The organism is Herbaspirillum sp. GW821-FHT09A12 (assembly GCF_059418325.1).
The window spans coordinates 370,908-386,242 of the sequence record NZ_JBWKPR010000001.1 but is presented as its reverse complement, the minus strand read 5'-3'; the positions used below and the strand labels follow the sequence as shown (position 1 = coordinate 386,242).

The 15,335-nt window shown below is 65.7% G+C and carries 11 protein-coding genes and 1 pseudogene; 4 read left to right on the top strand and 8 right to left on the bottom strand.

The annotated features are described in order from the left end of the window. Positions 1–18 precede the first annotated feature (18 nt). Together AC07N6_RS01710 and AC07N6_RS01705 are read left to right on the top strand one after the other, a co-directional pair. The gene (locus AC07N6_RS01710) at positions 19–822 is read left to right on the top strand and encodes a BPSS1780 family membrane protein (protein WP_494780596.1); all 804 of its coding nucleotides are present in this window, start codon (positions 19–21) and stop codon (positions 820–822) included. A 130-nt stretch (positions 823–952) separates the two neighbouring features. Further along, a complete protein-coding gene (locus AC07N6_RS01705) occupies positions 953–2,515 on the top strand; it encodes a methyl-accepting chemotaxis protein (protein WP_494780595.1) in 1,563 nt (520 codons plus the stop codon). Between the two features lie 37 nt (positions 2,516–2,552). Here AC07N6_RS01705 and xylB read toward each other — a convergent pair whose 3' ends face one another. From xylB to AC07N6_RS01670, 7 genes and pseudogenes are all read right to left on the bottom strand, one after another. Next, the gene (gene xylB / locus AC07N6_RS01700) at positions 2,553–4,028 is read right to left on the bottom strand and encodes a xylulokinase (RefSeq protein ID WP_494780594.1); all 1,476 of its coding nucleotides are present in this window, start codon (positions 4,026–4,028) and stop codon (positions 2,553–2,555) included. A 48-nt stretch (positions 4,029–4,076) separates the two neighbouring features. Beyond that, positions 4,077–5,516 carry a D-arabinitol 4-dehydrogenase gene (gene dalD / locus AC07N6_RS01695; RefSeq protein WP_494780593.1) on the bottom strand — a complete coding sequence of 480 codons (1,440 nt, stop codon included), beginning with the start codon at positions 5,514–5,516 and terminating at the stop codon, positions 4,077–4,079. 29 nt (positions 5,517–5,545) lie between these two features. Further along, positions 5,546–6,676: an ABC transporter ATP-binding protein gene (locus AC07N6_RS01690; protein WP_494780592.1), complete on the bottom strand. Its 1,131-nt coding sequence runs from the start codon at positions 6,674–6,676 to the stop codon at positions 5,546–5,548. 101 nt (positions 6,677–6,777) lie between these two features. Continuing rightward, a complete protein-coding gene (locus tag AC07N6_RS01685; protein ID WP_494780591.1) occupies positions 6,778–7,509 on the bottom strand; it encodes an HAD-IA family hydrolase in 732 nt (243 codons plus the stop codon). Further along, positions 7,509–8,291, bottom strand: a pseudogene (locus AC07N6_RS01680) (carbohydrate ABC transporter permease); the annotation flags it as partial. The pseudogene AC07N6_RS01680 and the gene AC07N6_RS01685, both read right to left, overlap by 1 nt. 29 nt (positions 8,292–8,320) lie before the next feature. Beyond that, positions 8,321–9,301: a carbohydrate ABC transporter permease gene (locus tag AC07N6_RS01675; protein ID WP_494780590.1), complete on the bottom strand. Its 981-nt coding sequence runs from the start codon at positions 9,299–9,301 to the stop codon at positions 8,321–8,323. A gap of 171 nt (positions 9,302–9,472) precedes the next feature. After that, positions 9,473–10,834, bottom strand: coding sequence for an ABC transporter substrate-binding protein (locus AC07N6_RS01670; protein WP_494780589.1), 1,362 nt, complete (start codon positions 10,832–10,834; stop codon positions 9,473–9,475). A 285-nt stretch (positions 10,835–11,119) separates the two neighbouring features. Between AC07N6_RS01670 and AC07N6_RS01665 the strand changes: the two genes are divergently transcribed. Both AC07N6_RS01665 and AC07N6_RS01660 read left to right on the top strand, forming a co-directional pair. Further along, positions 11,120–12,085, top strand: a complete 966-nt coding sequence (locus tag AC07N6_RS01665; protein ID WP_494780588.1) for a sugar-binding transcriptional regulator — start codon at positions 11,120–11,122, stop codon at positions 12,083–12,085. 36 nt (positions 12,086–12,121) lie between these two features. Next, positions 12,122–13,027, top strand: a complete 906-nt coding sequence (locus tag AC07N6_RS01660; protein WP_494780587.1) for a carbohydrate kinase family protein — start codon at positions 12,122–12,124, stop codon at positions 13,025–13,027. Between the two features lie 27 nt (positions 13,028–13,054). Here the strand turns inward: AC07N6_RS01660 and AC07N6_RS01655 are convergent, their stop codons facing one another. After that, positions 13,055–15,331 (bottom strand): UvrD-helicase domain-containing protein, encoded by a 2,277-nt coding sequence (locus AC07N6_RS01655; RefSeq protein ID WP_494780586.1) that lies wholly within the window; start codon positions 15,329–15,331, stop codon positions 13,055–13,057. Between the last annotated feature and the right edge of the window lie 4 nt (positions 15,332–15,335).

Below are 15,335 nucleotides of genomic sequence, written 5' to 3'. Positions count from 1 at the left end.
AGCGATTAAGCAAGCGATATGGAAAAAATTCCCGCAAAAGACGGCTGGCTCTGGGTCAAGCAAGGCTTTGCGCTGTTCCGCAAGCAGCCGGCCGAGATGTCCACGCTGTTCCTGACCTACATGTTCCTGATGCTGGCGCTGGGGCTCATCCCGGTGCTCGGCCAGATACTGCCGCTGCTCCTGATCCCGCTGTTTACGATGTCATTCATGCAAGCCTGCACGCAGATCGAGAAGGGCCAGCGCGTCTATCCCAACCTGCTGCTCATCGCTTTTCGCGACCCGGCCCGCAACTCCCTGCTCAAGCTGGGCCTGCTGTACCTGCTGGCCGCCGCGCTGGTGGTCGCCCTTTCCGCGCTGGCCGACGGCGGCATCTTCTGGAAAGCCATGATGGGCGGCGGCCTGGAAGCCAAGGACCTGGAGAACGCCGCCGGCAGCATGCGCACGGCCATGCTGGTCGCCGCCGCGCTGTACGTGCCGGCCGCCATGGCCTTCTGGTACGCTGCGCCGCTGATCATGTGGCAAAAGATGCCGCTGGGGAAAGCGCTGTTCTACAGCTTCTTCACCGTGCGCCGCGCCGGCGCCGCCTTCCTGCTGTATGCGCTGGCCTGGATCGTGATCGCGATCATGGTGCCCACGCTCATCAGCCTGGTCATCAGCCTGCTGACCGGCAGCATCAACGCCGTCATCTTTATCCTGCTGCCAATCTCGATAATATTGACGGTAGTCATGTACTGCTCTTTCTACCCGACATACACTGCCATCTTCGGAAAACCCCAGAACGGGCCCAACAGCCCGGCCCAGGCAGCAGACCAGCCCTACTGAGATTGGCGGCAAGCCGCCTGGGCCTCGGGCGTTCACACCGGGAAATGTGAACGCCGCCGTCCGCATGCGCAACGCGCGCTTGCCGGCTGCCTGGCGGTTTTCATCCAAAAACTCTGTACGGGAGCAACAGATGCGCATGAACATGCCGGTCAGCGGCGTGGAACGCCTGCTGGTCGATGGCAAGGCGATCGTTTCAAAGACCGACCTCAAGGGCAATATCACCTACGTCAATCCTTACTTCATCGAGATCAGCGGTTTCGAGGAAGGCGAATTGCTGGGCGCGCCGCAAAACCTCATCCGCCATCCCGATATGCCCGGCGCAGCCTTTGCCGACATGTGGGCCACCATCAAGGGCGGCACGCCCTGGACCGGCCTGGTGAAGAACCGCAGCAAGAACGGCGACCACTATTGGGTATGCGCCAACGTCACCCCCATCCGCGAAAACGGGCAGGCGGTCGGCTACATGTCGGTCCGCACCAAGCCCGAGCGCGCCGCGGTGGCTGCCGCCGAAAAACTCTATGCATCGATCCGCCGCGGCCAGGCCAAGGGCATTGCCTTGCATCGCGGGGAAGTGGTGCGCACGGGCCTGGCCGGCTGGATCGGCAAACTGGCGCGCATCCGGCTCGGCACCCGCATCAACCTGTGCATGGGTTCCATGCTGGCCATCCAGCTGGCGGTGATGGCCGTCAGCTTCGCCACCTTGCACCAATGGTGGATCGGCGGCCTGGCCGCGGCGTCCGGCCTGATCAGCATAGCGCTGTGGCTGGCCCTGCGCGGCGCGCTGATCAAGCCGCTGCACCAGGCGCTCGACGTCACCCATGCGATTACCGGCGGCGACCTGTCTTCGCGCATCGACACCGGCCGGCATGATGAGCTGGGCCAGTTGCTGGGCGCGCTGCGCCAGATGAACGTCAACCTCACGGCCATCATCGGCGACGTGCGCGCCAACGTGGAAAGCATCAATGTCGCCACGCATGAAATCGCCTCCGGCAACCATGACCTGTCGCGCCGCACCGAAGCGCAAGCGGCCAACATCGAGGAAACCGCATCGAGCATGCAGCAACTGGCATCGACCGTGAAGCAAAACGCCGAACACGCGCTGCAGGCCAACCAGCTGGCCGGCTCGGCCTCATCGATCGCGACCAAGGGCGGCGACGTGGTGGCCGGCACCGGCGCCACGATGAACGAGATCAGCGACTCTTCCAACAAGATCGTCGACATCATCAGCCTGATCGACAGCATCGCCTTCCAGACCAACATCCTGGCCCTGAACGCTGCGGTGGAAGCGGCGCGCGCCGGGGAACAAGGGCGCGGCTTTGCGGTGGTGGCCTCGGAAGTGCGCAGCCTTGCGCAACGTTCGGCGGGCGCCGCCAAGGAAATCAAGCAACTGATCGACGATTCCGTAAAAAAGGTCGCGGTGGGCAACCGCCAGGTCGAGGACGCGGGCAACACCATGCGCGAGATCGTCAACTCGGTGCAGCGCGTGTGCGGCATCATGGGCGAAATCAGCGCCGCCACGCTGCAGCAAAGCGCAGGCATCGGCCAGGTGCACGAAGCGGTGACGCAGATGGATGCCGGCACCCAGCAAAACGCGGCGCTGGTGGAACAGGCGGCAGCGGCGGCGGCCAGCCTGGAAGAGCAGACCATGCGACTGTTGCAAGCAGTGTCGGTATTCAAGTTCAGCAAGAAGTAAACCGCTACGGCATCAAGACCAACGCCACCGACGGATTTCAGCCGCCCGCTTCCCCCTGCAAGGGCGGATACGGCGCGTAGATGTCGCGATAGCGTTGCAGCCTCACCAGCAACGCGGCATGCCGGTGCGCATCCGGCTCAAACGATGCCAGCTGTTCCGGCTTGCGGCAGACCTGCGCCTCTGCGCCGCCATCGGCCAGCCAGGCCAGGCGCGCCGCCCCCAATGCCCCGCCGGCTTCGCTGCCGACATGGGTGACGATGCGCACGTTGAGCGCGTCGGCAATCAGTTGCGCCCAGTAGGCGCTGCGCGCGCCGCCGCCCACCAGCGAGAGCTGGCTGACATCGGTGCCGGCCGCGCGCAGCGCATCCAGGCCATCGACCATGCCGAAGGCCACGCCTTCCAGCACCGCGTAGCCCAGCGCGGCGCGCTGGTGGTCCGGCGACAGGCCGTGGAATACGCCCAGCGCATAAGGATCGTTGTGCGGCGTGCGCTCGCCCGACAAGTACGGCAGGAACAAGGGCGCATTGGCCAGTTGTTCCGCATCGAGCTGCTCGATTTCGGCCAGCAGGTTTTTCTCGTCGACCGAACACAAGCGGCAGAACCAGCGCAGGCAACTGGCCGCCGACAGCATCACGCTCATCTGGTGCCAGCGTTGCGGCAGCGTGTGGCAAAAGGCATGGATGGCGCGCGCGGGGTTGGGACGGAAGCGGTCGTTGACCACGAACAGCACCCCCGAAGTGCCCAGCGAGAGGAAGCCGTCACCCGGATTGACCGCGCCGATGCCCACCGCGCTGGCGGCGCCGTCGCCGGCGCCGCCGGCCACGATCACGCCTTCCTTCAGTCCCCAGGCCCGCGCCACTGCCGGCAGCAGCGTGCCGGACGCGGCGCTGCCATCGACCAGCGCCGGCATCTGGTCGCGCCGCATGCCGCTGGCGGCCAGCAGTTCATCGGACCAATTGCGCCCTTCCACATCCAGCCACAAGGTGCCGGCCGCATCCGACGGGTCGGACACCTTGCGCCCGGTCATCTGCAGCCGCAGCCAGTCCTTGGGCAGCAGCACGGTGGCGATGCGGGCAAACAGCGCCGGCTCGTGGCGCGCCACCCACATCAGCTTGGGCGCGGTAAAACCGGGCATGGCCAGGTTGCCGGCGATGCCGTGCAGGCGCGGCGCGCGCCGGGTCAGCTCGGCGCATTCCGGCGCGCTGCGCGAATCGCTCCACAGGATGGCCGGGCGCAGCACATGGTTGTCTTCATCCAGCAGCACGGCGCCGTGCATCTGGCCCGACAGGCCGATGGCGCGCACGCCGGCAAAACCTTCCTCCCCCAGCTGCGCACGCAGCTTGGCCACGGTATCGCAGGCGGCCTGCCACCAGTCGGCCGGCGCCTGCTCCGACCAGCGCGGGTGCGGGCGCGACACGTTCAGCGCGCTGCCGGCCAGCGCCAGCAATGCGCCGTCGCCGCCGATCACTACCGCCTTGACTTCCGACGTACCCAGGTCGATACCGAGATACATGGCGCTCCTCTTTTTTCGTTGTTAGATGGCAATGGGCCATATTACGGCCTATTTGTTGCCACGCGCCAGCCATTGCCCGACGCGCTCCACGCCCTCGCGCACCAGGGCCAGCAGGCGCTCGTCGCCGGCCAGCTCGCCCCATAGCACCTGGTCGTCGCAAAAGGCCTTGACCGGATCGGCCGCCGACAGCATGGCGCGCACGGCCGCCGGATCGAAGATGCCGTCCTGGTATGCGTAGGGCAACTTCCCTGCGTTCCAGCGCTGCAGGAACACGAAGAACAGCGCCGGCAGCATGGCCGTGGCGCGCGGCGCGCGGCCGGCCGCCAGGCTCTCCTGCAACGTCGGCCGGATGAAGCCTGGGATCTTGGAATAGCCGTCGGCCGCGACGCGCTGGTTGGTGTCCTGGATGGCCGGGTTGCCGAAGCGCGCCAGCGTGGTGTCGCGATAGGCGGCCAGGTCGAGCGGGCTGGGCGTCAGGCACGGGATCACGTCCTGCGTCACGTAATCGTAGGCCATCTGGCGGATGTCGTCGCGCTGCATGCCCTCGTGGATGTATTGCAATCCGGCCAGCGTGCCGGCCCAGGCGATGCAGCTATGGCTGGCGTTGAGGATGCGGATCTTGGCCTCCTCATAAGGCAGCACCGATGCCACCATCTCGACGCCGGCCCGCTCCAGGCGCGGGCGGCCGGCCTTGAAGTCGTCCTCGATCACCCACTGGATGAAGGATTCGCCCATCAGCGCGCAAGGATCGTCCATGCCGATGACGGCCTTGACGCGCTCGGCCACGGCCGGGGTCGGGCGCGGCGTGATGCGGTCGACCATGGCGTTGGGGCTGGTGGTGCAGCGCGCCACCCAATCGGCCAGTTGCGCCTCGCCGCGCAGCGCCAGGAACTGCAGCAGGCCGTCGCGGAAGCGCTCGCCGTTGTGGCGCAGGTTGTCGCAGTTGAGCAGCGTCAGTCCGGCCTGCGGATGCGCGGCACGGCGCGCCTGCAGGATCGCGGCGATGGCGCCATAGATGGTGCGCGGGCGGCCGCTGCCGTCGAGCGCGCAGCGCAGGTCGTCGGCCAGGTCGATGTTGGCGGTATCGAGCTGGTGCTGGTGGTCGAGGTAGTAGCCGCCCTCGGTCACGGTGAAGGAGATGATGCCGGTGCGCTCCTCGGCGCCAGCCGCGATCAGTTGCGTGAGCTGCTCATCCCAGGGAATGATGCGGCCGATGGCGTCGATGCGCTGGTAGCTGCGCTCGCCCTGCGGGGTGACGGTTTCCAGCGTGTAGCGCCCGTGCTGGCGCGCCAGCGCCTCCAGCAGCGGCCCCATGTCGGCCCGGATGTTGGCCAGCGCCAGCTGCCAGCGGCGGTCGGCGCCGCTCTCGCGCAGGGCGTTGAGGTAAACCGCCTGGTGGGCGCGGTGGAAGGAACCGGCGCCGATGTGCAGCCAGGTCAGGCTGTCCTCGGCTTCCTTGTTCTGGATTGGGGTGGCGGTGCTTGTCATGCCGTTTCCTCGTTCGTTGCTGCGATGGTTCAGTGCTGCACTGCGGATGTCGCAGATGCCGCAGATGCCGCGACCAGGCGCGGCAGCGCGCGGCCATCCTGGCGAAACAGGTGGCAGCGCGCCGGATCGGCGGCCAGGCCGAGCATGCTGCCATGCGCCGGGTTGAGGCTGTCGGGCACGCGCAGGATCAGCGCTTCGTCGGCGCCTTCATAGGCCGCGTACAGGTAGGAGAAGTCGCCCAGCAGCTCCAGCGCCGTGAAGCGTGCCTGCAACGCCGCCTGCCCCTCGGCGATATTGAGGTGTTCGGGGCGCACGCCCAACGTGACCTTTTCGCCGGGCTGCAAGCCGGCGCCGTCGACCATCGCCAGTTGCTGTCCGCCGCCGGTCAACTGCAGCAGCACGCCGCCGGCCTGCACCGACACGACCGTGCCGTCGATGAAGTTCATCTTGGGCGAACCGATGAAGCCGGCCACGAAACGGTTGGCCGGATGGTGGTACAGCTGCTGGGGCGAACCGACCTGTTCGATGCGTCCCTCGGACAGCACCACGATCTTGTCGGCCAGCGTCATCGCCTCGATCTGGTCATGGGTAACGTAGATCATGGTGGTCTTGAGATCGTCGTGCAGCTTGGCGAACTCCAGGCGCATCTTCACGCGCAGCGCGGCATCGAGGTTGGACAGCGGCTCGTCGAACAGGAACACGCTGGGCTGGCGCGTGATGGCGCGGCCGATCGCCACGCGCTGGCGCTGGCCGCCGGACAGCGCGCGCGGCTTGCGGTCGAGCAGGTGGTCGATGTGCAGGATCTTGGCGGCATGCTGCACGGCGGCGTCGATCTCGGCCCTGGACTTGCCCGCGATCTTCAGGCCGAAGGCCATGTTGTCGTACAGGTTCATGTGCGGGTACAGCGCATACGACTGGAACACCATCGCCACCCCGCGCTTGGCGGCAGGCACATCGTTCATGCGGCGCGCGCCGATATCGAGGTCGCCGTCGCTGATGTCTTCCAGGCCGGCGATCATGCGCAGCAGGGTCGACTTGCCGCAGCCCGAAGGGCCGACAAAGACCACGAACTCGCCGTCCTCGATCTCCAGGTTGATGTCGCGCATGACTTCGTTGTCTTCGTAGCGCTTGGCCAGGTTTCTGATGCTTACTGCTGCCATGTCGTTCTCCTTTATTTCTATATTTACTTCATATGAGAGTTGCTAACAAAACGCCGCCGGCAAGGAGGCGCAACGCCGCCAGCGGCGTTTTTTAGCGACTCTCAGCGCAGCCAGACCAGTTCGCAGATCAGCTGCGGAAATTGCTTCATGTCGTCGAACACCTTGCTGGCGCCGGCCTCCTGCAACCGGTGCGCCATCGCCTTGCGGTCGTGCGCCACGCCGGTGAACCCCAGCACATGCATGCCGGCCGCCGCCGCCGCACGCACGCCGGTGACGCTGTCGTCGACCGCCACGCAGCGCGCCGGCTCGATGCCGAAGCCGGCCGCGGCCGCCAGGTAGACGTCAGGCGCCGGCTTGGGCTGGCCAACATCGTGCGCGCTGTAGATGCGTCCCTCGAACTGCGCGTACAGGCCGCAGCGGCGCAGCCCGCTCTCGATGCGCGGGGCATCGCTGTTGCTGGCCACCGCGCGAGGCAGGCGGATCGCCTGCAGGGCTTCGGCGATGCCCGGCACCGGCTGCGCTTCCTCGCCGCAGGCGCGACCGACGCTTTCATGCAGGCGCTCGACCTGCCGCGCGCTCAAGCCCAGTGCGAATTCGGCATCGACCTCAGCCAGCAGCAGGTCGGTATACATGCCGAGGCGGTTGGCGATGGCCGCATGCAAGGCGGCACTGCGGCTGTCCTCATCGGCCTGGGCGCCGGCTGCCGGCGCCGGCAGCAGCGGCAACAGCGGCAGCAGTTCTCGGTGCAGTACGCGCAGCGCGATGCTTTCGCTATCGAGCAGCACGCCGTCGCAGTCGCACACCAGGTGGGTGATGGCTTGCCGCGTCATCATCACTTCACCGCGCCGAAGGTGAGGCCGCGCACCAGCTGTTTCTGCGCCAGCCAGCCGAGCGCCATGATGGGCGCGATCGCCAGCAGCGAAGCGGCCGACAATTTGGCCCAGAACAGCCCTTCCGGATTGGAATAGGAGGCGATGAACACCGTCAGCGGCGCGGCATTGACGCTGGTCAGGTTGAGGCTCCAGAAGGCCTCGTTCCAGGACAGGATAACCAGCAGCAGCGCCGTCGAAGCCAGGCCCGGCATGGCGGTCGGCAGCAGCAGGTAGACCATCTCCTGCCAGGCGTTGGCGCCGTCGATGCGCGCCGCTTCCAGGATCTCCTTGGGCACGTCGTTGAAGTAGGTGAAGGCCATCCACACCGCGATGGGCAAGTTGATCAGCGTGTAGATCAGGGTCAGGCCGGTGACGGTGTCGAGCATGCCGCTGTTCTTGGCCAGCAGGTAGATCGGGATCAGCACACCCACCGCCGGCATCATCTTGGTCGACAGCATCCACAGCAAGAGTTTCTGCGTGCGCCCGGTCGGGAAGAAGGCCATCGAGTACGCGGCCGGCACCGCCAGCAGCAAGCTCAGCATGGTCGAGCCCAGCGAGACGATCAGCGAGTTCTGCACGAAGCCGAGGTAATGGCTGCGGCTGAAGACCTCGCGGAACGTGTCCAGCGTGGGCAGGAAGAACAATGTGGGGCTATAGGCCTGGTGCTCGGTCTTGAAGGCGGTGATCGCCACCCAGAAGATCGGGAAGAACAGGACGATGGCGCAGCTCCACGCCAGGACGCCGACCCACCAGGGGCTTTTCTTTTGTTGGCTCATTTCTCGTTCGCTCCTTTGAGGTTCCGGGCCAGCATGCGCACCAGGAAGAAAGACACGATATTGGCCAGCACCACGGCGATGATGCCGCCGGCCGAAGCGATGCCGATGTCGAACTGCTGCAGGCCGATGGAATAGACCAGGTAGGTCAGGTTGGTGGTGGCGGTGCCGGGGCCGCCGGCGGTGGTGGTGAAAATCTCGGCGAAGACCGACAGCAGGAAGATGGTCTCGATCATGATCACCACCGTGATGGCGCGCTTCAGGTGCGGCAGCACGATGTAGAAGAAGATGCGCACCGGCCCGGCGCCGTCAAGCTGGGCGGCTTCCTTCTGGTCGTTGTCGAGCGACTGCAGCGCGGTCAGCAAAATCAGGAAGGCGAACGGGATCCACTGCCAGGCGACGATGACGATCACCGACAGCATCGGGTATTGGGCCAGCCAGTCGACCGGCTCCAGCCCGAGGTGGCGCATGACGAACGCCAGCATGCCGTAGACCGGGTGCATGATCATGTTCTTCCAGATCAGCGCGGCCACGGTGGGCATCACGAAGAACGGGCCGATCACCAGCAGGCGCGCGATGCCGCGGCCGCGGAAGGGTTGGTCGAACAGCACCGCCAGCAGGGTGCCGCCGATCACGCTGATGGCCAGCACCGAACCGATCAGCAGCGCGGTATTGCCGATCGAGGGCCAGAACGCCGGGTCTTCCAGCAGGAACTGGTAGTTCTCCAGGCCGACGAAACCGGTCTGGTCGGGCGCCATCAGGTTGTAGCGGTTGACCGAGAACCAGATGGTCATGGCCAGCGGCACGATCATCCAGGCCAGCAGGATCAACACCGACGGCGTTTGCAGCAGGCGCACGGGATTGAAGCGCTGCGGCGCGCTTGCGCGGCCGGCGGCCTTGATGGCGCGCGGCGGCGTGCGGGGCGTGGAGGTCGGAGGGCTCTGCATGGCGGGAGGATGGATGGGGTGGATCGATGGCATGGCGGCCTCGGCGAATCGGAGCAATCAGGACAGTCTGGCGCGACGCATGTGCGCCAGACCGGCCGGGAAGGCGGCGCGGCCGCTCCTTCGACATTCAGGCGTGCGGAAGGAACGGGCCGCGTTGCGAGGAACTGCGTTGATGACGATGTTGAATTGCTTGCGTTACCTGCATTACTTGATGTAGCGGCCCTGGCGCATCATGCGCACAGCCTGGGCTTGCGCAGCGTCCAGCGCGGCATCCGGGGTGGTCTTGCCGGCCAGCGCGCCGGCGATGGCCTGGCCGGTCACGGTGCCGATCGACTGGAACTCGGGAATGGTCGCGAACTGCACGCCGGTATAGGGCACCGGCTTGACGGTCGGGCTGTTGGCGTCGGCAGTCTGGATCGCATCGAGCACGAAATCGGAGAACGGCGACACTTTCTTGTACTCGGCCGATGCATAGGTCGAGCTGCGAGTGCCCGGCGGCACCAGTGCCCAACCGCTGTCCCTGGCGACCAGGTTGATGTATTCCCTGGAGGTGGCCCAGGCGGCGAACTTCCTGGCGGCATCCTGCGACTTGGAAGACTTCGGCACCGCCAGCGACCAGATCCACAACCAGTGCGAGCCCTTGTCGGTCGCGGCGATCGGCGCCGGCGCGAAAGCGGTCTTGTCGGACACCTTGGAATCCTTGCCGTGGTACAGCATGCCGGCCGCCACCGTGGCGTCCACCCACATGCCGCACTTGCCGCTGGAGAACAGCACCAGGTTTTCATTGAAGCCGTTGGAGCTGGCGCCCGGCGGGCCGTACTTGCGCATCAGGTCGACATAGAAGGCGACCGCCTGCTTCCACTCCGGCGACGACAGCTGCGGCTGCCATTTCTCGTCGAACCAGCGGCCGCCCCAGGCGTTGGCCATGGTGGTGAGGATCGCCATGTTCTCGCCCCAGCCGGCGCGGCCGCGCAGGCAGATGCCATAGACGCCCTTGGCCGGATCGTGCAGTTGCGCGGCCAGCTTGGCGACGTCATCCCAGGTCGGCTGCTTCGGCATGCTCAGCTTCTTTTGCTCGAACAGGTCCTTGCGGTAGTAGGTCATCGAGCTTTCGGCATAGAACGGCAGCGCGTACAGCTTGCCGTCCACCGTCAGGCCCTCGCGCACCGGCTTGATCAGGTCGGCCTCGTCGTAGTCGGCCGGCAAGCCGGTCATCGGCGCCAGCCAGCCCTTCTTGGCCCAGATCGGCGCTTCATATGCGCCGATGGTCATCAGGTCGAACTGGCCGCTGTTGGTGGCGATGTCGGTGGTCAGGCGCTGGCGCAGCACGCTTTCTTCCATCGTGACCCAGCGCAGCTTGATGTCGGGGTTGGCTTTTTCGAACTGCGGCGCCAGCTTTTGCAGCTCGATCATGTCAGGGTTGTTGATCGACGCGATGTTCAGGGTGACCGGTGCGGCCTGGGCCGCGGCGGACAGGAACAGGGCGGAAATGACGGCGGCGGACGCGCTCAGGCGGACGCCGTAACAGGTAATACAGCGGGTAATACAGCGGGCGATGCTGTGCATGCTTGTCTCCATGGTTTTATGGGCCGCCGGCTCACTTCCCCCGGCGCCGGGCAAAGTTGCGCGCCTGGCTGTCGTACGTATGCCGAACGGCTGGTTTTGAGCTTTTTATATTTTTATGAGCAAATAATCAGACATTCAATAAAACTTGTCAAGCATTTGCAATTCAATTGAGCAAATGCCCAAACTTGTGAATAATGGGATGGCAAGACTCGCCGTAAAATGGCCCCATGCAATACCCCCATCACCAGCACAGCTGCCGCCCATGCCGCGGCACACGAGGAGAACATGTCATCTGGCGCATCCAAACTTGACCTGGCGGCACGCGCCGCCTGGATGTATTACGTGGCGGGCAACACCCAGAATGAAATCGCGGAACGGCTGGGCATCTCGCGCCAGATGGCGCAGCGCATGGTGGCCTATGCCGGCGCCGCCAACCTGGTGAAGGTGCAGATCACCCATCCGGTCTCGTCCTGCCTGGAACTGGCGCTGGGCCTGCAGGAGCGTTACGGCTTGCAGGTGTGCCGCGTGGTGCCGGGCGCGGGCGGCGGCGACAATCCCAACGAATCGCAGGAAGTGCAGCAGATGCTGGCCGTGGCCGGGGCCGAGCTGATGGACCAATACCTCAGCTCGGCCACGCCGCTGGTGGTCAACGTCGGTTCCGGCCGCACGCTCAAGGCCGCCATCGAGAAGATCGCCGAGATCGACCGCCCGCAGCACCAGATCGTGTCCATGATCGGCGCCTTCGCCGCGGACGGCTCGGCCAACCGCTATGACGTGGCGCTGCAGGCGGCCGAGAAATTGCAGGCGCGCTTCTACCTGCTGCCGGCGCCGCGCGTGGCCGAGAGCGAAAGCGACCGCAAGCAATGGTGCAACCACCGTGCCTACAAGATCGTCACCGGCCTGGCCGAACGCGCCGACGTCACCTTCCTCGGCATCGGCACCATCGCCCTGCAGGGAGCGATGCACGAGGACGGCTTCATCGACGACGCCGAGGTCGTGCAGTTGCAGCAGCAAGGCGCGGTGGGCGAAATGATCTGCCATGCGTTCGATGCCGAAGGCCGCATGCTGGCCTCGGCGCTGGCCGCGCGCATCACCACGCCGCCGCTGGCGGCGCGCCCGCAGCGTCCGGTGATCGCCTTCGCCGGCGGCAGCAAGAAAATCGAAGCGGTACGGGCGGCGCTGCGCGGCGGCTGGCTGACCGGGCTGGTGACCGATGAGGTGTGCGCGCGCCATGCCTTGCAGGATGGCTGACCCCCGCCCGCGCACATTACATTCCGGAGACACCGCATGACCCAGCCCGCACAATTCGTCGTATTCGGCGAAGCCCTGACCGACTTCATCCGCCAGAGCGACGGCCAATGGCGCGCCATGCCCGGCGGCGCCTGCTGGAATGTGGCGCGCGCGGCGGCGCGCCTGGGCGTGCCGACCGGCTATGCCGGCAGCGTCAGCGCCGATGTGTTCGGCCAGGAACTGCACGCGCTCACGCGCGAGGCCGGGCTCGACATGCGCTTCACCCAGCAGTACGCCAAGGCGCCGCTGCTGGCGATGGTCACCTCCACCACCCCGCCCGATTATTTCTTCATCGGCGACGACAGCGCCGACCTGCACTTCGACCCCGAACGCCTGCCGCCCGGCTGGATGGATCAGGCGCGCGTGCTGCACTTCGGCTGCATCAGCCTGACCCGCGAACCGCTGGCCTCGCGCCTGCTGCAAGTGGCCAAGGCCGGCGCCATGCGCGGCAAGAAGATCGCCTTCGACCCCAACTGGCGCAAGCTGATGGATAGCCCGTCCTACCGCATCCTGCTGCGCGAGTTGCTGGCGCTGTCGGATTACGTCAAGGTTTCGGACGAAGATCTGGAACGGCTGTTTCCCGGCGACGGCAACGCACTGGCCACGCTGCAAGGCATGGCGCCAAAGGCCGAGATCCTGCTCACGCTGGGCGCGCAGGGCATGCGCTGGATCAAGGGGGAACAGGCGGTCGAACAGCCGGCCTATAAAGTGGAAGTGGTCGACACCGTCGGCTGCGGCGACGCCTCCATGGGCGGCTGGATCGCCAGCCAGTTGCGCCAGCCGGACGCGCCGGCGCAAGTCCACCTGCAATGCGCGGCGGCCGGCGCGGCTATCGCGGCCGCCAAGCCAGGCGCCTATGCCGCGACCTGGGATGAGGTGCAGGCGATGATCGGGCGCGGCTGAGCGGCATAGCGCCCAGCCGGCTCCGACTTAAACCTTCTCCAGCTTCGCCACCGACAGATCCAGCAGCTTCATCCCGAACTTGCCGAAGTTGATGTGCGCGCGGGTGGCCCCGCCGCCGCCTTCGATGTTGACGATCACGCCCTCGCCGAACTTGGCGTGCGCCACGTTCTGGCCGATGCGCCAGCCCGAATCGGAACGTGAAAAATTCTGCGCGATCCGGTTGTTGCCGGACTCGGGCGCATCATCCCAAGCCGACTTCGGATGTGCGAACCAGTTGTTCTTCTGCACCTTGGGCGAGAGCCATTTGATGGCATCCTCGGGCAACTCGTCGAAGAAGCGCGAGCGTGTGTTGTAGCGCGTCTGGCCGTGCAGCATGCGGGTCTGCGAGAAGGTCATGAACAAGCGCTTGCGCGCGCGCGTGATGGCCACGTACATCAGGCGGCGCTCTTCCTCGACGCCGCCCTCTTCCTTGGCGCTGTTCTCGTGCGGGAACAAGCCCTCTTCCAGCCCGGTGATGAACACCGCGTCGAATTCCAAACCCTTGGCCGAGTGCACCGTCATCAGTTGCAGCGCATCCTGGCCGGCTTGCGCCTGGTTGTCGCCGGCTTCCAGCGAAGCATGCGACAGGAAAGCCGACAGCGGCGACATGATGGTCACCAGCGGCGCGTCGGCATCGATCACTTCGACGCCGTCGGCGATAGTGATCGCGGCGCCGGCAGTAGCCTGCGCCTGCGGGCCGAGGAAAGCCGGGGCGTCCAGGCCATATCCTTCTTCCGAGACGAACAGGGTGGCGGCGCTGACCAGTTGCTCCAGGTTTTCGATGCGGTCGGCGCCTTCCTTCTCGTTACGGTAATGCGTGATCAGGCCCGACAGCTCCAGCACCACCTTGACCGTTTCCGGCAGGGGCAGGTGCTGGGTTTCGAAGCGCGCGCTTTCGATCAGCTTGACGAAGGCGTTCAACGACGAGCCGGCCTTGCCGGCCACGTACGGTACGGCCGCGTACAACGAGCAGTTGTACTGGCGCGCCGCATCCTGCAGCGACTCCATCGCCTTGGCGCCGATGCCGCGGGTAGGGAAATTCACCACGCGCAAGAACGCCGAGTCGTTGTGCAGGTTGTCCATCAATTGCAGGTAGGCGATCGCGTGCTTGATTTCGGCGCGCTCGAAGAAGCGCTGGCCGCCGTAGACGCGATAGGGAATCGCCGAGGAAAACAGCGCATGTTCCAGCACGCGCGACTGCGCGTTGGAGCGATAGAGGATCGCAATCTCGCTGCGGCCCCAGCCTTCGGCGATCAGGTCCTTGACCTGCTCGATGATCCATTGCGCTTCCTGCAGGTCGCTGCTGGCCTCGTAGACGCGCACCTGCTCGCCGTGCCCGGCATCGGTGCGCAGGTTCTTTCCCAGGCGGCGGCTGTTGTTGGAGATCAGCTCATTGGCGGTATCCAGGATGTGGCCGTGCGAGCGGTAGTTCTGCTCCAGCTTGATCAGGTTCTCCACCCGGAACTCGCGCTCGAAGGCCGACATGTTGCCCACATTGGCGCCGCGGAAGGCATAGATGCTCTGGTCGTCGTCGCCCACCGCGAACACCGCCCCATGCGGGCCGGCCATCAGCTTCAACCACTTGTATTGCAGATCGTTGGTGTCCTGGAACTCGTCCACCAGGATGTGGCGGAAACGCGCCTGGTAATGCTCGCGCAGCGGCTGGTTGCGCACGAGCAGCTCATAGGTGCGCAGCAGCAGCTCGGCGAAATCGACCACGCCTTCGCGCTGGCACTGCTGGTCGTACAGCTCGTAGAGTTCGACGAACTTGCGGTTGTAGTCGTCATGCGCTTCCACGTCCTTGGCGCGCAGGCCCTGGTCCTTGGCGCTGTTGATGAAGTACATCAGGTTGCGCGGCGGGTACTTCTCGTCATCCACGTTCATCTGCTTGAGCAGGCGCTTGATGGCCGAAAGCTGGTCCTGCGAATCGAGGATCTGGAACGTCTGCGGCAGCCCGGCGTCCTTGTGGTGCGCGCGCAGCAAGCGGTTGCACAGGCCGTGGAAGGTGCCGATCCACATGCCGCGGGTATTGATGGGCAGCATGGCCGACAGGCGCGCGGTCATTTCCTTGGCGGCCTTGTTGGTGAAGGTCACCGCCAGGATGCCGGCCGGCGACACCTGCCCGGTCTGGACCAGCCAGGCGATGCGGGTAGTCAGCACGCGGGTCTTGCCGGAACCGGCGCCGGCCAGGATCAGCGCCGACTGCGCCGGCAGGGTCACGGCGGCCAGTTGTTCTTCGTTGAGGTTGTGGAGAAGATTTTGCATCCCG